This window comes from Pseudomonas sp. S3E17 (assembly GCF_024168685.1).
GTDB lineage: Bacteria > Pseudomonadota > Gammaproteobacteria > Pseudomonadales > Pseudomonadaceae > Aquipseudomonas > Aquipseudomonas marginalis.
In genome coordinates, this window is the sequence record NZ_JALJWE010000001.1 from 5,308,735 (window position 1) to 5,332,963 (window position 24,229).

Genomic DNA, 24,229 nt, shown 5'->3' on the forward strand with positions numbered 1-24,229 from the left:
TGAGGCTTGAATGCAATTCTCCGCTCAAAGCGATATAACGCTCGTCGTGACCAGTTGTGGTCGCTTCGATTTGTTGAAGCGCACGCTCACGAGCTTCGATCTGTTCAATACAGCGGCCATTCGCGAAGTCTTCATTACCGAAGACTCTGGCGATGACGCGGTCCGCCTGGCGATTCCTGAGCATTGGCTCGGCCATTGCACGTTCCTGATCAACCGCCCGAAGCTGGGGCAATTGGCATCCATCGACTTGGCCTACGGGTCGGTCAAGACCGCGTACATATTCCATTGCGAAGATGATTGGGCGTTTTATCGACCCGGTTTTGTCGAGGATTCCAAGACGGTCCTGGAGCAGCGTCCCGATATTCTGCAAGTCTGGTTGCGTAATTACGTCTACGATTTGCAGGTGCACAGTCCCTATATTCATCTGGGGGCGCGTGAGGTGATTGGTGGGGTGCCTTGTTATCCTTTGCTGTCCGATAAGCCTGACTGGCAGGGGTTCTCGCTGAACCCGGGCCTGCGGCGTATCAAGGAATATTGGTTGTGCGCGCCCTATGCCGGGTTTGAAGGTGAGAAAGGGCTTTCCAGGCGTTACGCGCAGCTGAACCTGGCCGCCGTTACCCTGGAAGGTGATGCCGTTTTGCACACCGGTTTTGGTTTGCATGTGGCGACGGCAGGAGAGCGCTTGACCAAGGAGCGGCGTAAGCGACGAGAGCGGGTCAAGCTGGCCGTCATGCTGATCCTTGGGGTCGGTATCGGCTGGTTGATCCATTAGTAAGTACGACGAGCCGCACCCACACCGCATAAGGTTTTTTCGATGAGTATTCTCAACATCATGTGGGCTGGTGGCTCTGCATTCGCTTCGGTGCAGAAGGTTCATCAGCAGATATTGTCCCAGGCCGACAGCGATGTACGGGTGCACACCTGGTTGCTTCAGGGCCGCGCCGAGGGTAACGATGGCTTGGTCAAAGAGGCCGTCGAGTGGAACCTCTCATCTGCCAGGCTCAAGGGGCGGCACCTGTGGAAGTGGCTGATGCCCTGGATGCGTGCGCGTTTCCAGAAGGCCCTGCCTGAAGATGTGCAGGTTGTGTTGCTTGATGGCGTCGGTGTCGCACGCGTGCTTTTACCGGTGCTAAAGCATTTGCCGCAGGTGCGCGCCGTGGTGATTTTTCATGGTGTCACGCGCTTGCGCAAAGCTGATCGCAAGCTCGTCGAGCAGCTTCCAGCGTCGCAACTGACCCTCGCGGCCGTGTCGCAAACCCTCGCCAGCTCCCTTGAGCGTTACCTGCAACGGCCTGTGGCGGTGCTGCGCAGTGCCTTCGATCCTGCTGTGTTCCGTGCCGCAGTGCTTACCCGTGAGCAGGCGCGCTCCCACCTGGGACTGCCATTGGATGGCTCGCTGGCAGTGGGTGCGGTAGGTCGACTGGTAGACGGCAAGGGGTTTGGCTGTTTGCTGGAGGCCTTTGCCAGTGCGACGGCCGATCAGCCGGATGCGCGCCTGGTGATCATCGGCGAGGGGCCGGCGAGGCCCAGGCTCGAGGCGCGTATCGAGGCGCTTGGCTTGCGCGACAAGGTGTCCCTGCCGGGGCATTTTCCTGAGGCGGCGACCCTTTATCGGGCATTTGACTGGGTTGCCATTCCGTCCACGGAAGAGGGCCTGGGGTTGATCCTGCAAGAGGCGGTGATGGCCGGTGTGCCGGTATTGACCAGTGAGCTGGCGGTGTTCCGCGAACAATTGGGTGATGCCGGCTGGTACGCGCCCGTAGACAGCACCGCGTCCTGGGCTGACCTCCTGAACCGTGCGTTCATGAGTTCCAGTGCGCAGGTTGTCGAGGCTCAGTCGCGGGCGTTGGCACCGGAGCAAGCCTGGAATGATTTCACCGAAACCACCCGGCGGCTGTTCTCATGCCGCTAGCAGCGCTTGCTCCAGTGCTTGCATTGGAAAGCGTTCGTTCAGCTTCTCGCGCGCAATATAGCGCGCGAAATGTTGCAGGTTGCGCCTTGCCAATTCAGGGTTCAAGGGCGCGCGCAGGAAGCGCATGTCGGCCACGTCGATCAGGCCCATTTCATTGTCCGGTGTCACGACAATATTGCCCAGGTGCAACGAGCGGAAGTAGATGCCCGCGCCATGCAAGCGGCGAATAAGGGCCACGAGCGGGTCGAGGTTCGTGCGCCAGTCAAAGCCTTCACGGCTGGAAATCTGGCGCAGCGTTTCGCCCGGCAAAGGACGATAGAGTACGGCGGTCATGCCGGGGGTCGTCAGTTGAAAGAACGCGAGCACGGTCATGGTCGGGATGCCGCGCTGTTGCAACTGCGCCACATTGTCGATGAAACGCTTGGAGTACGGGCGAAACAGCGCGGACGACAGCAGGCGCTTGCGGCGAAACAGTTTGAGGATATTCCCGTCGGTCAGCAGGTAGACTTTGGGGCCATAGCTGTCCTGTTCCAGGATTTTGGCACCTTCAATCATCGCGGTTAAATCGGCTTGGGAAAGCCTTGAACATTGCATCGTCGGAAAGCCTTGTGGGGGTCGCGGGCACAGTGATCGGTAATAATGCCGAAAGTTTTGGGTTTTAACCATGCCGGGTTGGTGGGTTGAACGTATTCAGGAGCGGGTGATGCAAGCAAGTCGTTGGGCGCAGGTATGGATGGTTTTCGGGTTACTTTGGTTTTTGTTGGCTATTGCCTTCGCGCCGACCAATAAGATCTATCAACAAGGCTTGACGCTGTTTCTGTGGTTGCCGGCAATGGTGTTTGCCTGGTCGGCGCGTGAGCGTCTCAAGGAAGTCTGGCGCGAACAGCGCTGGCTGTGCCTGCTGGTCGCTGCGCTCGCCGTCTGGGGGCTGGTCAGTCTGTCGTGGACCAATGTCGAAGACCCGTCGCGCGAGGCCAAGCGCCTGCTGTATATCGGTGTGTTCCTGCTGTTTTTTCCTGTGTTTGCGTGTGGTCGAACCGAACGCGTCATTCGTGTGATGCAGTGGGGCGGTTTCGGGCTTGCCTTGTCGTCGCTGGTGGCGATCATCAGGTTCTATGGTGTTGAGCAGAATGCCTGGACTGCCCGCCTCGAAGGTTTAGGGCAGTTGGCCCACCCGATCCTGGGCGCCTACGTGATTGGCCTGGCTGCGGTTTGGCTGTTGCACTGGTTGCCCCGTGGTCGTTGGATGCAAGTGGCGTGGGTGCTGTCTATCGGTTTTCTCGGACTTTTCGTGGTGTTGAGCCAAAGTCGTGGTGCCGCACTGGCCTTGTTGCTGACTGTGGTGGCGATGCCCGCCTGGTGCCGAGACCGCCGTAGCACGGTGATTGCGATTGGCGCGGTCATTGCGGCGCTGGCGGTGTTCTTCGCGATGCAATCCCTGATGCTGGCCCGTGGCGTGTCTTACCGCCCGCAGATCTTCATGGCCGCTGTGCAGATGATCAGCGAGCGCCCGTGGACCGGCCTGGGGCTGGGTGGGGACTACAAGGTATTTGCCGACAACCTCTTTTTCGATCACTCCCACAACCTGTTCACCCACGTGAGCATCGAGTTGGGCCTGCCGGGCCTGCTGCTGTGGTGCTGCCTGTGGTTCGGTGTGCTGTGGCAAGCCTGGAAGGCCCGCGACACGCTCTATGGCAAGGGCATCATCGGCATGTGGGTGTTTTCGTTCCTGGCCATGCAATTCGATGCCGCCAGCCTGACCGGCACGCCGCGGGCCGAGTGGTTTATCTCCTGGCTGCCGATTGCCCTGGCCAGTGTTTTGGTCTGGGCTCGGGCCAAACCCGACGCGTGTGATAAAGTTCGCGTCCTACCCAATCAGTGAGCTCGACACATGAGTGACGCACCGCCCAAAGCGGACCAGGAATCCAGCCTGAAAATCTATTTCCGGCTGCTGGGCTATGTGAAACCGTACCTCGGCATGTTCCTGCTGAGTATCGTGGGCTTCGTGATCTTCGCTTCGACCCAGCCAATGCTCGCTGGGATTCTCAAGTACTTCGTCGATGGCTTGAGCAACCCCGATGTGGTGTTCCTGCCCAAGATCCCGTTGTTCAAGGACCTGAAGTTGCTGATGGCCGTGCCGCTGCTGATCATCCTGATCGCCGCGTGGCAGGGGCTGGGGTCGTTCCTGGGCAACTACTACCTGGCCAAGGTTTCCCTGGGGCTGGTGCATGACCTGCGGGTCCAGCTGTTCAACAAGCTGCTGGTGTTGCCTAACCGCTATTTCGATACCCACAACTCCGGGCACCTGATTTCCCGTATCACCTTCAACGTGACCATGGTCACCGGTGCGGCCACCGATGCGATCAAGGTGGTGATCCGCGAAGGCCTCACGGTGGTGTTCCTGTTTGGCTACCTGCTGTGGATGAACTGGAAGCTGACCCTGGTGATGCTGGCGATCCTGCCGCTGATCGCGATCATGGTCGGCAGCACCAGCAAGAAATTCCGCAAGCAGAGCAAGAAGATCCAGGTGGCAATGGGCGATGTGACGCACGTCGCTTCGGAAACCATCCAGGGGTACCGCGTGGTGCGCAGCTTCGGTGGCGAAAGCTACGAGGAGCGCCGCTTTGCCGCTGCCAGCCAGGGCAATACCGACAAGCAGCTGCGCATGAACAAGACCGGTGCGGTCTATACGCCGATGCTGCAACTGGTGATCTACACGGCCATGGCCGCGTTGATGTTCCTGGTGCTGCTGTTGCGCGGTGAAGCCACGGCGGGTGACCTGGTGGCCTACATTACTGCGGCGGGCCTGCTGCCCAAGCCGATTCGCCAGCTGTCGGAAGTCAGCTCGACGATCCAGAAAGGCGTGGCTGGCGCCGAGAGCATCTTCGAACAACTGGATGAAGAGCCCGAAGTCGACAGCGGCACCGTGGAGCGTGATCGCGTCAGCGGTCGCCTGGACGTGCGCAACCTGAGCTTCACCTACCCGGGTACGGAGCGTGAGGTGCTCAAGAACATCAGCTTCAGCGCAGCCCCTGGGCAGATGATCGCCCTGGTCGGCCGCTCGGGCAGCGGCAAGTCGACCCTGGCCGGCCTGATCCCGCGTTTCTACCATCACGAAACCGGGGAAATCCTGCTGGACGAGGTCGAGATCGAAGACTACCGCCTGCGTAACCTGCGTCGTCACGTGGCCCAGGTGACCCAGCATGTGACCTTGTTCAACGACACCGTGGCCAACAACATCGCCTACGGCGACCTCGCGGATGCACCCCGTGCCGACATCGAGAAAGCCGCCGCCGACGCCTACGCCATGGACTTCATCTCCGAGCTGCCAAAAGGCCTGGACACCGAAGTCGGTGAAAACGGCGTGCTGCTTTCCGGCGGTCAACGTCAGCGCCTGGCGATCGCCCGGGCCCTGCTGAAAAATGCCCCGCTGCTGATCCTCGATGAGGCCACTTCGGCCCTGGATACCGAGTCCGAGCGGCATATCCAGGCTGCACTGGACAAGGTCATGAAAGGTCGCACCACCCTGGTGATTGCACACCGTTTGTCCACCATCGAGAAAGCCGACCTGATTCTGGTGATGGACCACGGTGAAATTGTCGAGCGCGGGACACATCTCGAACTGCTGGCCATGGGCGGTTATTACTCGCGCCTGCACGCCATGGGGCTGGACGAACCGGCCACGGCAAACATCACCTGACCCGCCGGGGCGTGCAATGCGCCCCGGTGTTTGTATCCGGCCCGTTACAGGGCTTGACCAAAGCCAAATAATCCACTGCCTGTCGTTTGTTATGTTGGCCTTCTCGATTCGAATGACGAACGAGAGGGCTAACCTTCTTGCGTGGGTATTGGAATGCTGCAACATCTACTGTGGAAACTGCTGCCCAAACACCAGAGGGTGTTTCTGCTGGGGCGTTTGTCGGTGGTGGATCGTCAGGCGGTGAACAAATCCCTGTCTGGGGTCGCAACGCTCAACCCGGCTTTCGAGCGCCACCGGTGTGTGTTTATCCATGTGCCCAAATGCGCCGGCAGCAGTGTGTGCTCGGCACTTCTCGAGGGACGCTGGCCGGGGCATTTGCCGTATTACTGGTATGAGCAGCAATTTCCCCAGCACTGCGAGCGCAGCTTCAAATTTGCGTTCGTGCGTGACCCGCTCGAGCGGGCCTACTCGGCCTACACCTATTTGCGCGGCAACGCCATGGGCCCTCGCGACCTGCAAGCCCAGGCGCTGGTTTCCAGCTACCGTGACTTCGACCATTTCGTTGCCGGCTGGCTGCACCCGGACAATCTGCGACGCCAATTGCACTTCGCTCCCCAGACCGACTTCCTGGTCGACCACATGGGCCAGATGGCCATGGACTTCCTCGGGCGCCAGGAGTCTTTGCAGCAAGACTTCCAGCACCTGTGCGAACGCCTCGGGGTGGACTCATCCCTGCCGCATCTGAATGTTTCACTGGGGCGTCGCCACGAGCCGGTCAGGGACTTTTGCTCCTCGCGCACGCGCCGATTGGTCAGGCGTGCCTATCAACGTGACTACGAGGTGTTGGGTTATGAATAGCCAGTTGCTGGCCGGCGGTTGCGCTGCCATCCGTCCCTTTGCCCTATCGCTGTCGGTGGCCGCGCGGGCGGCGCTCAAGCATCAGCAGCCTTGCTGCGTATGGTTGACGGGGCTGTCCGGGTCCGGCAAGTCGACCCTGGCCAATGCCCTGGAGGTGCAACTCAATGAGCAGGGACGGCACACCTTCGTGCTCGATGGCGATAATTTGCGCGCGGGGCTGTGCAATGACCTGGGCATGAGCGATGCGGCGCGCAAGGAAAATATCCGGCGTATCGGCGAAGTGGCGCGCCTGATGGTGGACGCCGGCTTGATTGTCATTGTGTCGGCGATCTCGCCGTTCAGCGTCGATCGGGCGAGCGCCAGGGCGCTGTTCGGGCCGGAGCAGTTCTTTGAGATTTATGTCAGCACGCCCTTTGACGTATGCGCCCGGCGCGACCCCAAGGGCTTGTACCGTGCGGCACTGGACGGGCGCATCAAGGCCTTCACCGGGTTGGACAGCCCCTATGAGGCGCCGCTTGCGGCCGACTGCGAAATCAATACCGATGAGGTCGAGTTGGCCGAAGCCGTGGAGCAGATCCTGGCGGCACTGTTTAAAAAGTGATCAGTTTCAGTGCCTGATGCATCGCGGATAAAGCTCTCGAACTAGGCGGCGCTCACCCTGTGCTAATATCGCGCCCCTGTTCATTTTGTATGTGGGTTGCTCCATGAAGTTGTCCATGCCGCGATTCGATCAAGCCCCAGTCTTGGTGGTCGGCGATGTCATGCTCGACCGTTACTGGCATGGTGGTACCTCACGGATTTCCCCTGAGGCGCCGGTACCGGTAGTCAAGGTCGAGCAAATCGAAGACCGTCCAGGCGGCGCTGCCAACGTTGCCCTCAATATTGCCGCCCTCGGCGCCCCGGCCTCCCTGGTCGGTGTGACCGGCGACGACGAAGCCGCCGACAGCCTGGCCAACAGCCTGCGCGGCGCCGGCGTGCGCGCGCTGTTCCAGCGCATTGCCCATCAGCCGACCATCGTCAAGTTGCGGGTGATGAGCCGTCACCAGCAATTGCTGCGTATCGATTTCGAAGAACCCTTCGCCACCGACGCCCTGGCCCTCAGTGGCCAGGTCGACGCGTTGCTCGAAGGTATCAAGGTGCTGGTGTTGTCCGACTACGGCAAAGGCGCCCTGAAGAACCACCAGGAACTGATCCAGGCTGCCAAGGCGCGGAACATTCCGGTACTGGCCGATCCCAAGGGCAAGGACTTCTCGATTTATCGAGGTGCGAGCCTGATCACGCCGAACCTCAGCGAGTTCGAGGCCATCGTCGGCGGTTGCGTCGATGAGCACGACCTGGTGAGCAAAGGCGCGGCACTCATGGCCGACCTTGACCTCGGCGCCTTGCTGGTGACCCGAGGCGAGCACGGCATGACCCTGCTGCGTCCCGGTCACCCGGCGATGCACCTGCCGGCGCGTGCCCGTGAAGTGTTTGACGTCACCGGTGCCGGTGACACCGTGATTTCCACCCTGGCGGCCTCCATTGCGGCCGGCGAAGAGTTGCCCCACGCCGTGGCCCTGGCCAACCTGGCGGCGGGCATTGTGGTCGGCAAGCTGGGTACTGCCGCGATCAGCGCGCCTGAACTGCGCCGTGCGATCCAGCGCTCCGAAGGTTCGGAACGTGGCGTGCTGAGCATCGAGCAATTGCTGCTGGCGATTGACGATGCCCGTGCCCACAACGAAAGCATTGTGTTCACCAATGGCTGTTTCGACATCCTCCACGCCGGCCATGTGACCTACCTGGAGCAGGCTCGCGCCCAAGGTGATCGCCTGATCGTCGCGGTCAACGATGATGCGTCGGTCAGCCGCCTGAAGGGCCCTGGCCGGCCGATCAACAGCGTCGACCGACGCATGGCGGTATTGGCCGGGTTGGGCGCGGTGGACTGGGTGATCAGCTTCCCTGAAGCCACCCCGGAAAACCTGCTGGCCCAGGTCAAGCCGGACGTGCTGGTCAAGGGCGGCGACTACTCCGTCGACCAGGTGGTCGGGGCCGACATCGTCAGCGCCTACGGCGGCAAGGTCAAAGTGCTGGGCCTGGTTGAGAACAGCTCGACCACTGCCATTGTCGAGAAGATCCGCAACAATGAGTAAGGCTGATCCGTTGGTCCTGATCACCGGTGGCGCGGGCTTTATTGGCTCGCACCTGGTCGATGCGCTGCTTGCCAAGGGCTATGCGGTGCGTGTGCTGGATAACCTGTCCACGGGCAAGCGCAGCAACCTGCCGCTGGACAACCCGCGGGTCGAACTGCTTGAGGGGGATGTCGCCGACGCCGGGATGGTGGCGCATGCCGCTGTCGGCGCGGCGGCGGTGGTGCACCTGGCGGCGGTCGCTTCGGTGCAGGCTTCGGTAGATGACCCGGTCAGCACGCACCAGAGTAATTTTGTCGGTACCCTGAATGTCTGCGAAGCCATGCGCAAAGCCGGTGTGAAGCGGGTGGTATTCGCTTCCAGCGCGGCGGTGTATGGCAACAACGGCGAAGGCGCTTCCATTGACGAAGAGACCACCAAGGCGCCGTTGACGCCCTATGCCTCGGACAAGTTGGCCGGCGAGCATTACTTCGACTTCTACCGGCGCCAGCATGGCCTGGAACCGGTGATTTTCCGCTTCTTCAATATCTTCGGCCCGCGTCAGGATCCGTCGTCGCCATACTCCGGCGTGATCAGCATCTTCAGCGAACGGGCTCAGCAAGGCCTGCCGATTACCGTGTTCGGCGATGGCGAGCAGACCCGCGACTTCATGTACGTGGAAGACCTGGTGGACGTGCTGGTGCAGGCCATCGAAGCCCCGGACGCGCCGTTGGGGGCGATCAACGTCGGCTGGAACCGCACGACTACCCTCAAGCAGGTGCTGCAGGCACTGGAAGAGGCCATTGGTACGTTGCCTGCCGTGACTTACGGCCCGGCACGCTCGGGAGACATTCGCCATTCGCGGGCAAATAACCAGCGTTTGCTGGCCAGCTTCAAGCTGCCTGAGCCGACCCCGTTGACGGTTGGCCTGGCGCGGTTGCTCCGAGGCTGACTGTTCACCTGTAGGAGCGAGCTTGCTCGCGAAGCTCGTCAACGATAACGCAGGTATCCTGATTAAAAGCGGTGCCCTTGCGTTTTTCGCGAGCAAGCTCGCTCCTACAGTTATCGAAGCCAGCCCTCAGCGGCTGGTTTTTTTCTTCGGCACGATCTTGCGCAGCATCTGGCGCGCCTTACCGGTCAGGCGCTTCAATTTCGATTCTTTCTCAGGCTCCGCCAGGCCTTGCTGCCGCAGCCAATCCTTCCAGCGAATGCGTTCGTCGCGCACCAGCCAACCTTCCTGCTGGGCGAAGCTTTCCGCCAGGTACAGACCGCGGGTGCTGGCGGGGTAGAGCTGGTCTTTCTTGACGGTGTAGAGCTCGGCGAGCGGTTGGCCGTCTTTCAATGGCATCAGGTACAGGTCCGGGCGCTGTCGGTCCAGGCGTGCGACCAGTTGGTCGCCTTCAAGTCGCTCATCCACATGGAACAGGCTCAGGGATTTGGCTTCCTTCGGCACTTCCAGGCGCAAGTCATAAATCAGTTGCAGCGACGCGGTCGGCACATGCACATAGGCCCGCGGGCGCTCGATCAGTTGGGTGGTTGCGCAGCGCACCGGGCGTGCAGCGCCTGACAAAGGGCTCAAGCGAAACGGCAAGGCTTCGCGGTAATGCAGCGCGGCGGAGTAGGGGGCCGGCAACCAGGTGTCGTTGAAGCGCCCGCCGAGCCAGCCTTCCGGGGTCTCCAGCAGGCACTCCTCGGCAATCTCCTGGATGGCGGTGTGCAGCGGCAGGTTCAGTTCATGGGCGGGCACGTAGCCGGAGATCAGCTTGAGCACCACATCGCCACGGTCCTGGCGACGCTGGCGCACCAACACCCAGTAATCTTTGTTTTGCCAGTGCAGGGTCAGGCGCACCGATACGCCGAGGTTGGCCAGTTCCAGGGCGAAGCGTTCGGCATCCGGCACGTCAACCGGCTTGCGCCGTTGCAAGGTCTGGGCGAAGTTGAGCGGCATCCCCACGCTCTGGTAGCTCAGGCCTTCGGGGGTGGCTTCGACGTGCAGCGGCAGTGTCTTGAAGTTGCTGGGGTTTTTTCTTATGAGCGTTCGCGGCATGTCGGCTCCTTCTTGCGACGGGGTCGGCCGCGTCGGCGGCATCAGAGTTGACGAATGACCTTGGCAGCGGTCGCCACGTTATGGGCCAGGTGCAGCGGATTGATGGTCCCGACAATAGCACTGGCGACGCCCGTTTGCGCAAACAACAGCATGAAACTGGCGTGTATTGGATCCATTCCCGGTTCCAGGCAGACGTGGCCGCTGGCCAGCGCCTTTTTGACCAGAATGCCCTTGCCATGGGCCGCCGCATACTCAATGACGGCTTTTTCCGCCTGTTCGTTCAGATTGTAGGTGACCATCGCGCAATCACCTTGTTCCAGAGCCTTCACGCCACCTTCGACGGTTTTGCCGGAGAAGCCGAAACCGCGAATCTTGCCCTCTTGTTTCAGCTGCGCGAGAGTCTGGTACACCTCACAGTCGTTGAGGATGTGCAGGTCGTTGCCATCGGAGTGCACCAGCACCAGATCGATAAAATCCGTTTCAAGTCGTTTCAAGCTGCGCTCGATCGACATCCGTGTATGGGCAGCGCTGAAATCATGGCGGGACAGGCCTGCTTCGAACTCCTCGCCGACCTTGGTGACAATCACCCAGTCCTGACGCTGGCCGCGCAGCAGTGGCCCCAGGCGTTCTTCACTGCGCCCGTAGGCGGGTGCGGTATCGATCAGGTTGATGCCCAGCTGGCGGGCCTGGCGCAACAACATCCGTGCTTCGTCGTCATCCGGAATGGTGAAGCCGCTGGGGTATTTCACGCCCTGGTCGCGGCCCAGCTTGACGGTGCCGAGGCCGAGCGGCGACACCAGCAGGCCGGTGCTGCCCAAGGGGCGGTGCAGGTCGTGCAGGGTCGGCAGGCTCATGGCAACAGTTGCTCCCAGGCTGGTACGCCGATGGCGGGTTTTGGCAGGTCGGGCAAAGGCTCCGATGCGCTTGGGCGGATGCCGTCGCGCTCGAGGCTGTTGAGCACGCGATCGGCGAAATCCGGCGCCAGCGCCAGCTTGGTCGGCCAGCCCACCAGCAGGCGGCCCTCTTCGGCGACGAAGGCGTTGTCAGGCCGGCTCAGGCCCGATTGCAGGGGCTCTGCGCGGTCGACCCGCAGCGTGGCCCAGCGGGTCTGGCTCATATCGATCCAGGGCAGCAGGTGCGCCAGCTCTTTCCGGGCGGTGGCGATCTGTTCTTCGGGGGAGCGTGCCACGCCGTCGGCTTCGGCAATGTCGCCGCCCAGGTACCACACCCAATTGCCATCGGCAGCCGGGTGCGTGGTGACAGTGATGCGCGGCTTGGTACCGCCGCCCAGGCAGTGGGCGTACAGCGGCTTCAGGCCTGGGCCCTTGGCGATGATCATATGCAGCGGGCGTTTCTGCATGGCCGGCTGGCTCAGGCCCAGGGCGGCGAGCAGTTCGGCGGTACCGCCGCCGGCGCTCAGGACGATGCGCTGGGCGCGGATTTCGCGGCCATCGACCTTCAGGCCCACCAGGGTGTCGCCTTCGCGCAGTGGTTCGATGCGCTGCCCGGCGAGCAGGCCGTCACCGGCCAGTTGCGCCAGGCGTTCGATTACGCTGGGTACGTCCACCACCAGTTCGGCCAGGCGATAGACCTTGCCCTTGAAGCCACTGTCTTGCAGGGCCGGCGGCAGGTCGTCGCCCTTGACCTGATCGACACGGCCGCGCACGGCCTTGCTGGCAAAAAAGCTGGTGAGGTTGCCAGCGATCGTGCCAGGGGACCACAGGTAATGGGCTTGCGAGAGCACGCGCACGCCGGACAGGTCCAGCTCGCCGTCACCGGCCAGGGCTTCACGCCAGCGGCGCGGCATATCGGCAATCGCTTCGGAGGCGCCGGTGAGGGCTCCGTGCAGGGCGTATTTGGCACCGCCGTGGATAATCCCCTGGGATTTCACGCTTTGCCCGCCACCTAATGTGGCGTTTTCCACCAGCACCGTGGAAAACCCCTGGCGGCGTAGGCGCGCATTCAGCCAGAGGCCGGCAACTCCGGCGCCGACAATCAGGACGTCGGTGGAAATAACGGATGGCATGGGCGACCTCATTTCAAAACAAGGCCGCAAGTATACATCCCGCACCATGCACACCGTAGGCGCTGTCGCGCTTTAGCGAGGCGGCGAGTCCTGGATTCAATGGAGGCTCAAGTGAACACTCAATGCCCGGCGGTTTTCGAAAACAGCTGGATGACCACCACGCCCAGCACAATCAGGCCCATCCCCAGCATCGCCGGCACATCGAGCTTCTGCCCATAGATAAACAGCGCGGCAATGCTGACCATCACGATGCCCATCCCGGCCCATACCGCGTAGGCGACGCCGACCGGCACGGTACGCACCACCAGGGTCAGCATCCAGAACGCCACGCCGTAGCCGACGATCACCAGCAACAGCGGGATGGGGGTACTCCAGCCCTTGATGGCTTTCATGGAAACGGTGGCGATCACTTCCGAGCAGATGGCAATAGCCAGGTAGCAGTAGGCGGCGTTCATGGGTGAGTCCTCGGTGTAAAGCAATCTGATAAGGCCGGCATTCTAGAGTTTTATCAGATGGGGTAAAGTCATTACCTATCCGAAATAAAGATGGGTTGTGGCATGAGCGTGCAGTGGAATCTGGAACAAATGCGCCTGTTTGTCAGTGTTGCCGAGCAATGTTCGTTTTCGGCGGTGGCACGCCAGCAACGCAAGGCGCAGTCGGCGGTCAGCAACGGCATCGCCATGCTGGAGGCAGACCTCGGTGTGAGCCTGTTCGACCGTAGCAGCGGCCGCCAGCCCAGCCTGACCGAAGCCGGCAGTGTTTTGCTGGAGGAGGCCCGCGAAGTGCTGCGCCAGTGTGAGCGCCTGAATGGCCGGGCACTGTCATTGACCCGCGGTGAAGAAGCCTGCCTGCGCCTGGCCCAGGATGAGGCCATGTTGTTCCAGCCGGTACTCGACAGCCTTGAGGCGCTGGCGGGGCAGTACCCGTTGCTGGAAGTGCAACTGTCCAGCGCCGCCCAGGGCGATGTGGCGCGCAAGTTGGTGGAGCGCAAGGCCGACCTGGGCCTGTTGTTCTACCACGACCAGATCCCCGAAGCCCTGGAGCGGCGAGTGGTAGGCAGCGTGGAGATGGTCACGGTGTGCGGCGTGAACCACCCGTTGGCCAAGGAGCCCTATGTGACGTGCCAGCACCTGGCCCAGTTTCGCCAGTTGTTGATGTCGACCCAGACCAGCGTCTACCCCGGCAGCGAAGCGGCCAGCCCGCTGGTGTGGCGTGCCGACAGTTTCTACGTACTGGCCGAATGGCTGATGAGCGGCCTGGGCTGGGCGTGGCTGCCACGGCATATCGTGCAGTACCCGACCTATCAGCAGCAGATGGTGGAATTGGACAGCGAATGGACGCCACCGGCCCTGGTGGTGGAGCTGGTATGGCGGCGCGACGAGCACCTGGGCCCCGCCGCGCGCTTTCTCGCCAAACGTTTTGCCGAGTGCTTGCAGGCGATCGACTGAAAAAGCCGATAAACTCCGCCGCCATGAATAGAACTCTCTACAGCTGTCTGTTTTACCTGGCGCTGCCGTTGGTGGCCTTACGTCTCTGGTTGCGTGCACGCAAGGCGCCGGCCTATGCCCGGCGCGTCGGCGAGCGGTTTTCCTATGGCTTGCCGGTGATGCAACCGGGCGGGATCTGGGTGCACGCGGTGTCGGTGGGCGAGAGCATTGCCGCGGCGCCGATGATCCGCGGTTTGTTGGCGCGTTATCCACAGCTGCCGGTCACCGTCACCTGCATGACGCCCACCGGTTCCGAGCGCATCCAGGCGTTGTTCGCCAACGAGCCGCGCATCCAGCATTGCTACCTGCCTTACGATTTGCCCTGTGCAGCCAAGCGGTTTCTCGATCGGGTACAGCCCAGGCTGGCGGTGATCATGGAGACCGAGTTGTGGCCCAACCATATCCACGCCTGCGCCCGGCGCGGTATTCCGGTGGCCTTGGCCAATGCGCGGCTGTCGGCGCGTTCGGCCAAGGGCTATGGGCGTTTTGCCAGGCTGACGGCGCCGATGCTATCGGAGATGAGCCTGTTCGCGGTACAGACCGAGACCGAGGCCCAGCGTTTCCTGAGCCTGGGCGCACGCCCGGAAACCGTCGAAGTCACCGGCTCGATCAAGTTCGACCTGACCATCGACCCCGAGCTGCCGCTGCGCGCTGCCGCCCTGCGCGAGCAATGGGGCGCCGCTGAGCGGCCGGTGTGGATCGCTGCCAGTACCCACGAAGGCGAAGATGAAGTGGTGCTGGCGGCCCACCGGCAACTGCTCGAGAGCTATCCCAACGCGCTGCTGATCCTGGTGCCGCGTCATCAGGAGCGCTTCGGCCCGATGTTCGAGTTGTGCGCGCAACAAGGGTTTGCCACGGTGCGTCGCTCCAGCGGCGAGCCGGTGACCGCGCAAACCTCGGTACTGCTCGGCGATACCATGGGCGAGCTGTTGTTTCTCTATGCCCTGGCCGACAGCGCCTTTGTCGGCGGCAGCCTGGTCGCGACCGGCGGGCACAACCCGTTGGAACCGGCGGCGCTGGCCAAGCCGGTGATCATGGGGCCCCATGTGTTCAACTTCCTCGAAATCAGCGCGATGATGCGCGAAGCGGGGGCGTTGCGAGAGGTGGAGGACGCAGAAGGGCTGGCCGAGGCCGTACGCCAGCTGTTCGAACTGCCGCAGGATGCACGCCGGATGGCGCAGGCGGGGCTCAAGGTGATGCAGGCTAATCAGGGCGCGCTTAAGCGTCTGCTGGATGGTTTGGGTCGATTGATCTCTCACTGACCCAACACCGATCCAAATGTGGTGTGTTCAATAGCCCGGGCGAGCCTTGAGCTGCTCGGCGGCGGCCTTGGCCAGGTCCGGCGGCAGGAAGTCGCGATCCGGGTTGTAGTCGGCCTTGAGGTAGCGCGTCAGGTCCTGCAGGTCCCCCGGGTTCAAGGTGCCCGCCGCCTGTTTCAAGCGCAGGTTGTCGAGGATGTAGTCGTAGCGGCTGTTGTTGTAGTTGCGCACCGACGCGTAGAGCTGGCGCTGTGAGTCCAGCACGTCGACGATATTGCGCGTACCCACCTGGTAACCGATTTCCGTGGCTTCCACGGCGCTCTGGTTGGAGATGATCGACTGGCGGCGCGCCTGGACCTGTTCCACGTCGGTGTTCACCGCACGGTGCAGGTTGCGCGTGTTTTCCACCACCTGGCGACGCAGGCCTTCGCGTTGCTGCTCGGTCTGGCCCAGGCGCGAATACGACTCCCGCACCTGAGAGCTGGTCAGGCCGCCGCTGTAGATCGGGATGTTCAGGCGCAGGCCGATGGTGCGCTGCTCCACATCGCCACGGTAGGGCGTGCCGAAGGCATTCGGGTTGCTGAAGCCGAGGGCGTCGTTGTCACCTTTTTCATACTGTGCGACGGCGTCCAGGGTCGGCGCGTGGCCGGCCTTGCGCTGCTTGAGGGTTTCCTCGGCGGCCGTGACGGCGTAGTTGCTGGCCAGCAGGTTCAGGTTCTGGCGGCCGGCGGTCTCGACCCAGGCCTTGGCGTCGTTGGGCAGCGGCGGCAACACCGGCAGCGTGTGGACAATGCCCTGGATCGAGTTGTACTGGCGGTTGGTCAGGGTAATCAGCGCTTCAAAGGCATCGTCCACCTGGCGCTGGGCCAGGATCCGGTTGGCCCGTGCAGTGTCATAGCTGGCCTGGGATTGCAGCACATCGGTCTTGTCCGACAGGCCCACGTCGAAGCGTTCGTTGGATTGATCCAGCTGGCGCTTGAAGGCATTTTCCTCGGCCTTGGTCGAGGCCAGGTTGTCCTGGGCGCGCAGCACGGCGAAGTAACTCTCGGCGCTTTGCAGGATCAGGTTCTGTTCGGTGGCCGAGAGTTGCAGCGCCGCCTGTTCGTTGGTGGCTTCGGCGGCTTGCAGTTGGAACCAGCGATCGGCGCGGAACAGCGGCTGGCTCAGGGTCGCGCGCCAGGAGTGGGCATCGCGGTTGGCGGTGGCGGCGGGCGTGTCGATCTGGGTGCGCACGTTATTGATGTCGGCACCGCCCGACAGGTTCGGCAGCAACCCCGCGCGGGCCTGGGGCACGACTTCTTTCTGCGCGCCGTATTGGGCGCGGGCGGCAGCGAGGTCGGCGTTGTTATCCACCGCTTCCTGATAGACGCTGACCAGGTCAGTTTTGGCGGACAAGGGCGCTTCAGCTGCCCAGACCATTCCGTTGGTCGCACAAGACACGGCGAGAGCCAGTGAGAGTTTGCGCAGCATGAGGCGATCCCTAGAGTGAATATTACGGCGATAATTTAGCGCCCAAGGCTAAGACGGGCCATTCCTGGCGTCAAGCATTGTGGCGGCAATCGAGTGTAGTGGCGCTGACCCGGCGCAACAATCCCGCAATCACGCCATTCATCACGCTGAATGCAACGCTATTGGCAATTTGCCCACGGCATGGTCTAGACTGGCCGAGTTCTTGTCGGGGTGCCTTGTTGGAAGGCTGAGATCGGTAAATACCGGATCCCGTTGAACCTGATCAGGTTAACGCCTGCGTAGGGAACAAGATTTCTCGTCCCCCGGCGAGTCCTCTTGTGCTTCGTCCGGGATGTTGTTCGACCTTCGAACAACCCTCGTGCACCAAGCACAGCACTGGTTTCAGTGCATCCGTCCGTCACAGGTTCGCTCCGACAAAAAATCCACCGCCTGGATAGTTGGAGAGCCCGTGATGAGCACAGAAATAAAAAGTACAAAACTGAAAAACACCGTGCATTTGAGTGAATCGGCCAAGGTCGACTCCGGCTCCGTGCAGCCGTTTACCCGCTCGCAAAAAATCTACGTGCAGGGCACTCGCCCGGACATTCGCGTACCCATGCGTGAAATCAGCCTGGACGTGACCCCCACCGACTTCGGCGGCGAAATCAATGCGCCCGTGGTGGTCTACGACACCTCCGGCCCGTACACCGACCCGAATGTGATCATCGACGTGCGCAAAGGCCTGGGCGATGTGCGCTCGCCGTGGATCGAAGCGCGTGGCGACACCGAGCGCCTGTCGGGCTTGAGTTCGCACTTTGGCCAACAGCGCCTGAGCGATGCCGAGCTGACCGCCCTGCGCTTCGCCCATGTGAAGAACCCACGCCGTGCCAAGGCCGGGGCCAACGTCACCCAGATGCACTACGCGCGCAAAGGCATCATCACCGCCGAGATGGAATACGTCGCCATCCGCGAAAACATGAAGCTGGAAGAAGCCCGCGCCAGTGGCCTGCTCGACCAGCAACACGCCGGCCACAGCTTCGGCGCCAGCGTGCCGAAAATCATCACCCCTGAATTCGTGCGTGAAGAAATCGCCCGTGGCCGCGCGATCATCCCGGCCAACATCAACCACACCGAACTGGAACCGATGATCATCGGCCGAAACTTCCTGGTGAAGATCAACGGCAACATCGGCAACAGCGCCCTGGGTTCGTCCATCGAAGAAGAAGTGGCGAAACTCACCTGGGGCATTCGCTGGGGCTCGGACACCGTGATGGACCTGTCCACCGGCAAGCACATCCACGAAACCCGTGAGTGGATCATCCGCAACTCGCCGGTGCCGATCGGTACCGTGCCGATCTACCAGGCCCTGGAAAAAGTCGGCGGCGCGGCCGAAGACCTGACCTGGGAGCTGTTCCGCGACACCCTGATCGAACAGGCCGAGCAGGGCGTCGATTACTTCACCATCCATGCGGGCGTGCTGCTGCGCTACGTGCCGCTGACCGCCAAGCGCGTCACCGGCATCGTGTCCCGTGGCGGTTCGATCATGGCCAAGTGGTGCCTGGCGCACCACAAAGAGAACTTCACCTACACGCATTTCGACGAAATCTGCGAAATCATGAAGGCCTATGACGTCAGCTTCTCCCTCGGCGACGGCCTGCGCCCGGGCTCGATTGCCGACGCCAACGACGCCGCGCAGTTCGGCGAACTGGAAACCCTTGGCGAGCTGACCAAGATCGCCTGGAAGCACGACGTGCAAACCATGATCGAAGGCCCCGGCCACGTGCCGATGCAGTTGATCAAGGAGAACATGGACAAGCAGCTCGAATGCTGCGACGAAGCGCCGTTCTACACCCTCGGCCCACTGACCACCGACATCGCGCCGGGCTATGACCACATCACCTCCGGCATCGGTGCGGCGATGATCGGCTGGTTCGGTTGCGCCATGCTCTGCTACGTCACGCCCAAGGAGCACCTGGGCCTGCCGAACAAGGATGACGTGAAGACCGGGATCATCACCTACAAGATCGCAGCCCATGCAGCGGACTTGGCCAAGGGGCATCCGGGCGCGCAGATCCGCGATAACGCCTTGAGCAAGGCGCGCTTCGAGTTCCGCTGGGAAGACCAGTTCAACCTCGGCCTGGACCCGGACACCGCGCGTTCGTACCACGACGAAACCCTGCCGAAGGACTCGGCCAAGGTCGCGCACTTCTGCTCCATGTGCGGGCCGAAGTTCTGCTCGATGAAAATCACCCAGGAAGTGCGCGAGTACGCGGCCAACCAGCGCATTGACGCGGTGGATGTGGACGTGGCCAAGGGCTTGGCGGAGCAGGCGGAGCGGTTCAAGCAGGAAGGCAGTCAGTTGTACAAGAAGGTCTGATCCAGAGACGGCGGTGCCTGTACCGCCGTCATCGGGAGCAAGCCCCCTCCCACCTTTGAATTGCGAACACATTCAAGTGTGGGAGGGGGCTTGTCGAGTCGTCGCACCGCCCCGATAGCAATCTTTCAAACAAAAAATGCCCCTCAGAGATAACACCCTTGAGCATTCAACCCAGCACCTACTCCCCCGACATCGCGGTGCCTGCTGACAAGCGCGTCTTCGGCGCCCGCGACCTGTTCTCCCTGTGGTTCTCCCTCGGCATTGGCCTGATGGTCCTGCAAACCGGCGCCTTGCTCGCGCCGGGCCTGGGCTTGTCCGGTTCCTTGCTGGCGATTTTCCTCGGCACCCTGGTCGGCGTGCTGTTGCTGGCCGCCGTCGGTGTGATCGGCAGCGACACCGGCCTGTCCGCCATGGCCGCGCTCAAGCTCAGCCTCGGAGCCAAAGGCGCGAGCCTGCCGGCGTTGCTGAACCTGTTGCAACTGATCGGCTGGGGCTCGTTCGAGATCATTGTGATGCGCGATGCCGCCAGCCTGTTGGGCGCGCGCACGTTCAGCGACGGCAGCCTCTTGGCCAGCCCGTTGCTGTGGACACTGTTCTTCGGTGGTTTGGCGACCTTGCTGGCGGTCAGCGGGCCATTGACGTTCGTACGGCAGATCCTGCGCAAATGGGGGATCTGGCTGCTGCTGGCGGCCTGCCTGTGGCTGACCTGGAACCTGTTCGCCAAGGCCGACCTCGGCGCACTCCGGGCCCAAGCCGGTGATGGTTCGATGCCCTTTGCGGTGGGCTTTGACATCGCCATCGCCATGCCGCTGTCGTGGTTGCCGCTGATTGCCGATTACTCCCGCTTCGGCAAGCGCGCCAAAAACGTGTTTGGCGGCACGGCGCTGGGCTTCTTTATCGGCAATTTCTGGCTGATGAGCCTGGGCGTGGCCTACACCCTGGCGTTTGCGCCCAGCGGTGAAGTGAATGCGCTGTTGCTGGCGCTGGCCGGGGCCGGCCTGGGGATTCCGCTGTTGCTGATCCTGTTGGACGAGTCGGAAAACGCCTTTGCCGATATTCACTCGGCGGCGGTGTCCAGTGGAATGCTGTTGCGCGTGAAGGTCGAGCACCTGGCCCTGGCCATTGGTGTGATCTGCACCCTGATCGCCTGTTTTGCCCCGTTGGCGCAATACCAGAACTTCCTGTTGCTGATCGGCTCAGTGTTTGCGCCGTTGTTCGGCGTGGTGCTGGTGGATCATTTCATCCTGCGCCGTCGTGGCCATGGCACGCTCGCCAGCCTGCGTTGGCCGGCTCTGTTGGCCTGGCTGGGTGGCATCGGCACGTATCACCTGTTGGCCAACCTGTACCCGGACATCGGCGCAACCCTGCCGGCGCTGGTGCTGGCAGGGTTGTTGCAGTTCATCCTGGGGCGGGCCTTCAGCGGCGCGCGGGCACCAGCTCAGGCTTGAGGATGCCTTCCAGGCGCGAGTAGGGGATCTGCAACTCGACATGGCCCAGGGCGTACGGCGCGATGGTGCTGGTGGGGTACTTGAGGATCACGCCCCCGTAGGTCAGCGCCACGTTTGGGGTTTTCTGGAACGGGTAAGTTTTCACGAACTCCGGTTCCAGGCTCAGGCGGGTGCTGATCAGCCAGCTGTTGTGCGCCACCTGGGCGGCTTTCCAGAACGCGTCTTCCTTGCCTGGCAGCAGCATATCGCTCAGCCACAGGGCCTTTTGCTGCTGGCGCGAATAGTTGATGAACGCGCGGCCAGGCTCGCCGTGGGTGGCGCCCTGGTCCAGGTAGCTGGACAGCTCGATGATTACCAAACCGTCATGCTGCTCCCGTACCTTGGCCTGCAAGTACATGCTGTTGCGTGGGGCGGCGGTGCCGAGGAATTGCTCGCGATAGGACTCCAGGCTCGACGGCAGCGGGTCGCCCGCGTTGGTACGGGTCATTTCCAGCAGGCGTTGCTCGATCAAGGCATCCAGCTTGGGTTCCTTGGCAAAGTGCACGGTGTCGATATTCACCAGCGGGCAATCGCTGGCGGCGCAGCCCGGCTTGCTCTGCTCAGTGGCGTCGCGGGTAGCTTCCAGCGGCGTGCGATAGCTGGGTTGGAACAGGCTTTGGCAGGCGCCGAGGGTCAGGGCGATGCAGGCCACGGAGGCGATTTTTAAAAGCGACATGGATGTCCTTCGTCTATCGATAAGAGCGAAATTGTGCAGCTTCGACTACCAGCAAGGCAGTCAGTTCGCCACTAAGCTGATTGAGCGTGAGTTTGACCTCCTCCGTCTGGCCCGGCAACCGCAAAGGGGCTGCACCAAGGGGCACGAGCGCGTTAGGATGGCGCGAAATGCATGGGACATGATGAGGAAGGATATGACGGACATTGCGAAATCGACGCCGAGTACGATCGAGATTGTTCAGCGCGACAATGCCTACAAGGGCTTCTACCAGCTCGATCGCGTGCAGCTGCGCCACGAAAAGTTCGCTGGCGGCATGAGCCGAGTGATCAATCGCGAAGTCTTCGTCCGTCACGACGCCGTGTGTGTTCTGCCCTACGATCCGCAGCGTGATGAAGTAGTGCTCAACGAGCAGTTTCGCGTGGGGGCCATGGGCCGTACCGACAACCCATGGTTGATCGAGATGGTCGCCGGCCTGATCGACAGGGATGAGCAGCCGGAGGAGGTTGCACACCGCGAGGCCGAGGAGGAAGCTGGGCTGACGTTCTCCGCACTGTGGCCGATCACCAAGTATTTCCCGTCGCCCGGTGGCAGTAGCGAATTTGTCCACTTGTACCTGGGTCGCTGCGACAGCTCGGGGGCCGGTGGTGTCCATGGACTGGAAGAAGAGGCAGAAGACATCCGCGTCTCGGTCTGGGCTTTTGAAGACGCCCTGCAAGCCGTGCGCGACGGTAGGATTTCCAACGCAGCCAGCATTATCGCCCTGCAATGGCTTGCGCTTAATCGCGCGGAAGTGAGGGGGTTATGGCAGTAAAGGCACGGGAACGTTATCGAGTCGACCTGATCGGGCTGCAAGCCGCCTGCGAGGCCAACTATGCGCGGCTGATGCGCCTGTTGCCCGACATGCGCCACACCCCGGAGGCGCGCCGCATCGGCGTGACCCATGGCGACCAGATGCTGGGCGTGCTGGCCCTGGAAGTCATCGTCAATTGCCCGTACACCACCACCCTGCGGGTGCGCCAGGAACACAGCCTGCCGTGGCTGCCGGTGCCGCAGCTGGAAGTGCAGGTGTACCACGATGCGCGGATGGCCGAAGTGATCAGCGCCGAACATGCGCGGCGCTTTCGCAGCATCTATCCTTACCCGAATGTGTTCATGCACCAGCCCGATGAGAAAGCACAGCTCAATGTGTTCCTCGGTGAATGGTTGAGCCATTGCCTGGCCCTGGGCCATGAGTTCGAAGTCGTGCGGTAGATGTGAACTGCGTCTGCTTCCTGGGTTTCCTCTTTGTATCCTGCCCCAGCATAATCGCCCTACCTCCATTTTCCTGTGATTGCCCTGGGAGAGCGCCTTGCCGAGCGTATCCGCCGTGAACCCCGATGCGCCGGCGTTGCTGGTGCAATTGTCCGACAGCCACCTGTTTGCCGAGGCCGACGGCACGCTGCTGGGCATGAACACCCGCGAGAGCCTGCAGCGGGTGGTTGAGTTGGTGCGCCAGCAGCAGCCGCACATCGACCTGATGCTGGCCACTGGGGATCTGTCCCAGGACGGCACGCTGGAGTCATACCAGCAGTTTCGCGCTCTGACCGCGGCCATCGGCGCTCCCATGCGCTGGATTCCCGGCAACCACGACGAGCCGCAGATCATGGCCCACGCCGCGGTACACAGTGACTTGCTCGAGCCGGTGGTGGATGTCGGCAACTGGCGCGTTACCCTGCTGGACTCCGCCGTTCCCGGTTCCGTGCCCGGCTACCTGCAGGACCAGCAACTGCAACTGTTGGCCCAAGCGCTCAGCGAGGCGCCGAGCCGGCACCATCTGGTGTGCTTCCATCATCACCCTGTGCCCATCGGCTGTGCCTGGATGGAACCGATCGGCCTGCGCAACCCCGAAGCCCTGTTTGCCGTGCTCGACCGCTTCCCCCAGGTCAAGGCCGTGCTCTGGGGCCATGTGCACCAGGAGATCGACCGCGAGCGCAACGGCGTGCGCCTGCTGGCTTCGCCGTCCACCTGCATCCAGTTCGCGCCCGGCAGTGAGGATTTCAGCGTCAGCGAGCAAGCGCCGGGTTATCGCTGGTTGCGTCTGCATGCCGACGGACGGCTGGAAACCGGGGTAGAGCGCCTGGTCGGCTTCGCGTTTACGGTGGATTACGGTAGCAACGGCTACTGAGATTTACCTGTAAACTGCGCCTCTTTGGCTGAAGCACGGAGAGCCCGGCATGTCCGCTTCGATCCTGTATATCCACGGTTTCAACAGCGCGCCCGCGTCCAACAAGGCCTGCCAACTGGTGACCGTGATGGATGCCCTCGGCCTGGCCGATCAACTGCGGGTGCCGGCCCTGCATCACCATCCACGTCAGGCAATTCCTCAATTGGAGGAAGCCATTGCCCAGCTGGGGCGGCCGCTGCTGGTCGGCAGCTCGCTCGGCGGCTACTATGCAACCCATCTTGCCGAGCGCCATGGCCTCAAGGCACTGCTGGTCAACCCGGCGGTCAGCCCCCATCGGATGTTCGACGGTTACCTGGGCACCCAGAAGAACCTCTACACCGATGAAACCTGGGAACTGACCCACGACCATGTCACGGCGCTGGCCGAGCTGGAAGTACGGGCCCCCCAGGACGCCGCGCGTTACCAGGTGTGGTTGCAGACCGGCGATGAAACACTGGATTATCGCCTCGCCCAAGGGTATTACCGTGCCTGTGCCTTGCGCATCCAGGCCGGTGGCGACCATGGTTACCAGGGGTTCGCCCGGCAATTGCCGGCGCTGTTGAGTTTTGCCGGCATTGGCGCAGATCAGTATCAATCCTTCGACTTTGCAGCACTGTAAAGCCGCAGGTCACTTTTTAATCGA

Annotated in this window: 23 protein-coding genes, 1 pseudogene and 1 riboswitch; of the genes and pseudogenes, 17 read left to right on the plus strand and 7 right to left on the minus strand. The window is 62.1% G+C overall.

What is annotated here, in order from left to right:
* Window positions 1–10: 10 nt before the first annotated feature.
* A complete protein-coding gene (locus J3D60_RS23915) occupies window positions 11–772 on the plus strand; it encodes a hypothetical protein (RefSeq protein ID WP_065940845.1) in 762 nt (253 codons plus the stop codon).
* A gap of 42 nt (window positions 773–814) precedes the next feature.
* Entirely contained in the window at window positions 815–1,912 is a 1,098-nt protein-coding gene (locus J3D60_RS23920) for a glycosyltransferase (protein WP_065940846.1), read from the plus strand.
* On the opposite strand, the gene J3D60_RS23925 is transcribed toward J3D60_RS23920, so the two are convergent.
* Entirely contained in the window at window positions 1,901–2,467 is a 567-nt protein-coding gene (locus J3D60_RS23925; RefSeq protein ID WP_174557008.1) for a toluene tolerance protein, read from the minus strand. The two genes, J3D60_RS23920 and J3D60_RS23925, sit on opposite strands and share 12 nt — an antisense overlap.
* A 148-nt stretch (window positions 2,468–2,615) precedes the next feature.
* Here J3D60_RS23925 and J3D60_RS23930 point away from each other — a divergent pair, with 148 nt between their 5' ends.
* From J3D60_RS23930 to J3D60_RS23960, 7 genes and pseudogenes are all read left to right on the plus strand, one after another.
* Complete coding sequence (locus J3D60_RS23930; RefSeq protein WP_253493039.1) at window positions 2,616–3,794, plus strand: O-antigen ligase; 1,179 nt, start codon at window positions 2,616–2,618, stop codon at window positions 3,792–3,794.
* A 9-nt stretch (window positions 3,795–3,803) separates the two neighbouring features.
* The gene (msbA, locus tag J3D60_RS23935) at window positions 3,804–5,612 is read left to right on the plus strand and encodes a lipid A export permease/ATP-binding protein MsbA (RefSeq protein ID WP_065940849.1); all 1,809 of its coding nucleotides are present in this window, start codon (window positions 3,804–3,806) and stop codon (window positions 5,610–5,612) included.
* Between the two features lie 153 nt (window positions 5,613–5,765).
* Window positions 5,766–6,470, plus strand: coding sequence for a sulfotransferase family 2 domain-containing protein (locus J3D60_RS23940; RefSeq protein ID WP_065940850.1), 705 nt, complete (start codon window positions 5,766–5,768; stop codon window positions 6,468–6,470).
* On the plus strand, window positions 6,463–7,071 hold the full coding sequence (cysC, locus tag J3D60_RS23945; protein ID WP_141156587.1) for an adenylyl-sulfate kinase: 609 nt from the start codon (window positions 6,463–6,465) through the stop codon (window positions 7,069–7,071). Before J3D60_RS23940 ends, cysC begins: the two co-directional genes overlap by 8 nt.
* A 103-nt stretch (window positions 7,072–7,174) precedes the next feature.
* Window positions 7,175–8,599 (plus strand): bifunctional D-glycero-beta-D-manno-heptose-7-phosphate kinase/D-glycero-beta-D-manno-heptose 1-phosphate adenylyltransferase HldE, encoded by a 1,425-nt coding sequence (gene hldE / locus J3D60_RS23950; protein WP_065940852.1) that lies wholly within the window; start codon window positions 7,175–7,177, stop codon window positions 8,597–8,599.
* Entirely contained in the window at window positions 8,592–9,527 is a 936-nt protein-coding gene (locus J3D60_RS23955) for an NAD-dependent epimerase/dehydratase family protein (RefSeq protein ID WP_253493040.1), read from the plus strand. Before hldE ends, J3D60_RS23955 begins: the two co-directional genes overlap by 8 nt.
* Before the next feature lie 22 nt (window positions 9,528–9,549).
* A pseudogene (locus tag J3D60_RS23960) lies at window positions 9,550–9,639 on the plus strand (outer membrane lipoprotein carrier protein LolA); the annotation flags it as partial.
* Between the two features lie 14 nt (window positions 9,640–9,653).
* Here the strand turns inward: J3D60_RS23960 and J3D60_RS23965 are convergent.
* The 4 genes from J3D60_RS23965 to J3D60_RS23980 all read right to left on the minus strand — a co-directional run bounded on the left by J3D60_RS23965 (window position 9,654) and on the right by J3D60_RS23980 (window position 13,103).
* On the minus strand, window positions 9,654–10,622 hold the full coding sequence (locus tag J3D60_RS23965) for a metal ABC transporter ATPase (RefSeq protein WP_065940854.1): 969 nt from the start codon (window positions 10,620–10,622) through the stop codon (window positions 9,654–9,656).
* A 41-nt stretch (window positions 10,623–10,663) separates the two neighbouring features.
* Entirely contained in the window at window positions 10,664–11,476 is an 813-nt protein-coding gene (locus tag J3D60_RS23970) for an aldo/keto reductase (RefSeq protein ID WP_065940855.1), read from the minus strand.
* The gene (locus J3D60_RS23975; protein WP_253493041.1) at window positions 11,473–12,648 is read right to left on the minus strand and encodes an FAD-binding oxidoreductase; all 1,176 of its coding nucleotides are present in this window, start codon (window positions 12,646–12,648) and stop codon (window positions 11,473–11,475) included. Before J3D60_RS23975 ends, J3D60_RS23970 begins: the two co-directional genes overlap by 4 nt.
* Before the next feature lie 119 nt (window positions 12,649–12,767).
* The gene (locus J3D60_RS23980) at window positions 12,768–13,103 is read right to left on the minus strand and encodes a multidrug efflux SMR transporter (protein ID WP_027604927.1); all 336 of its coding nucleotides are present in this window, start codon (window positions 13,101–13,103) and stop codon (window positions 12,768–12,770) included.
* Between the two features lie 102 nt (window positions 13,104–13,205).
* On the opposite strand from J3D60_RS23980, the gene J3D60_RS23985 reads away from it, so the two are divergent.
* Together J3D60_RS23985 and waaA are read left to right on the plus strand one after the other, a co-directional pair.
* On the plus strand, window positions 13,206–14,096 hold the full coding sequence (locus J3D60_RS23985; protein WP_253493042.1) for a LysR family transcriptional regulator: 891 nt from the start codon (window positions 13,206–13,208) through the stop codon (window positions 14,094–14,096).
* Between the two features lie 23 nt (window positions 14,097–14,119).
* The gene (gene waaA / locus J3D60_RS23990) at window positions 14,120–15,397 is read left to right on the plus strand and encodes a lipid IV(A) 3-deoxy-D-manno-octulosonic acid transferase (protein ID WP_253493044.1); all 1,278 of its coding nucleotides are present in this window, start codon (window positions 14,120–14,122) and stop codon (window positions 15,395–15,397) included.
* A 27-nt stretch (window positions 15,398–15,424) separates the two neighbouring features.
* Here waaA and J3D60_RS23995 read toward each other — a convergent pair whose 3' ends face one another.
* Window positions 15,425–16,864 carry a TolC family outer membrane protein gene (locus J3D60_RS23995; RefSeq protein WP_027604924.1) on the minus strand — a complete coding sequence of 480 codons (1,440 nt, stop codon included), beginning with the start codon at window positions 16,862–16,864 and terminating at the stop codon, window positions 15,425–15,427.
* A gap of 196 nt (window positions 16,865–17,060) precedes the next feature.
* A riboswitch (TPP riboswitch) is annotated at window positions 17,061–17,166 on the plus strand.
* A gap of 149 nt (window positions 17,167–17,315) precedes the next feature.
* On the opposite strand from J3D60_RS23995, the gene thiC reads away from it, so the two are divergent.
* Window positions 17,316–19,220 carry a phosphomethylpyrimidine synthase ThiC gene (thiC, locus tag J3D60_RS24000; RefSeq protein ID WP_027604923.1) on the plus strand — a complete coding sequence of 635 codons (1,905 nt, stop codon included), beginning with the start codon at window positions 17,316–17,318 and terminating at the stop codon, window positions 19,218–19,220.
* 158 nt (window positions 19,221–19,378) lie between these two features.
* Window positions 19,379–20,668, plus strand: coding sequence for a putative hydroxymethylpyrimidine transporter CytX (gene cytX, locus J3D60_RS24005; RefSeq protein ID WP_253493045.1), 1,290 nt, complete (start codon window positions 19,379–19,381; stop codon window positions 20,666–20,668).
* Here cytX and J3D60_RS24010 read toward each other — a convergent pair.
* Window positions 20,637–21,383 carry an RsiV family protein gene (locus tag J3D60_RS24010; protein WP_253493046.1) on the minus strand — a complete coding sequence of 249 codons (747 nt, stop codon included), beginning with the start codon at window positions 21,381–21,383 and terminating at the stop codon, window positions 20,637–20,639. The two genes, cytX and J3D60_RS24010, sit on opposite strands and share 32 nt — an antisense overlap.
* A 193-nt stretch (window positions 21,384–21,576) precedes the next feature.
* Here J3D60_RS24010 and J3D60_RS24015 point away from each other — a divergent pair, with 193 nt between their 5' ends.
* The 4 genes from J3D60_RS24015 to J3D60_RS24030 all read left to right on the plus strand — a co-directional run bounded on the left by J3D60_RS24015 (window position 21,577) and on the right by J3D60_RS24030 (window position 24,205).
* A complete protein-coding gene (locus J3D60_RS24015; RefSeq protein ID WP_065940984.1) occupies window positions 21,577–22,194 on the plus strand; it encodes an NUDIX domain-containing protein in 618 nt (205 codons plus the stop codon).
* Complete coding sequence (locus J3D60_RS24020; protein WP_017526444.1) at window positions 22,185–22,634, plus strand: DUF1249 domain-containing protein; 450 nt, start codon at window positions 22,185–22,187, stop codon at window positions 22,632–22,634. The genes J3D60_RS24015 and J3D60_RS24020 overlap by 10 nt, the downstream gene beginning before the upstream one ends.
* A gap of 97 nt (window positions 22,635–22,731) precedes the next feature.
* Window positions 22,732–23,547 carry a 3',5'-cyclic-AMP phosphodiesterase gene (cpdA, locus tag J3D60_RS24025; RefSeq protein ID WP_253493047.1) on the plus strand — a complete coding sequence of 272 codons (816 nt, stop codon included), beginning with the start codon at window positions 22,732–22,734 and terminating at the stop codon, window positions 23,545–23,547.
* 49 nt (window positions 23,548–23,596) lie between these two features.
* The gene (locus J3D60_RS24030) at window positions 23,597–24,205 is read left to right on the plus strand and encodes a YqiA/YcfP family alpha/beta fold hydrolase (protein ID WP_253493048.1); all 609 of its coding nucleotides are present in this window, start codon (window positions 23,597–23,599) and stop codon (window positions 24,203–24,205) included.
* The last annotated feature ends 24 nt before the right edge of the window (window positions 24,206–24,229 follow it).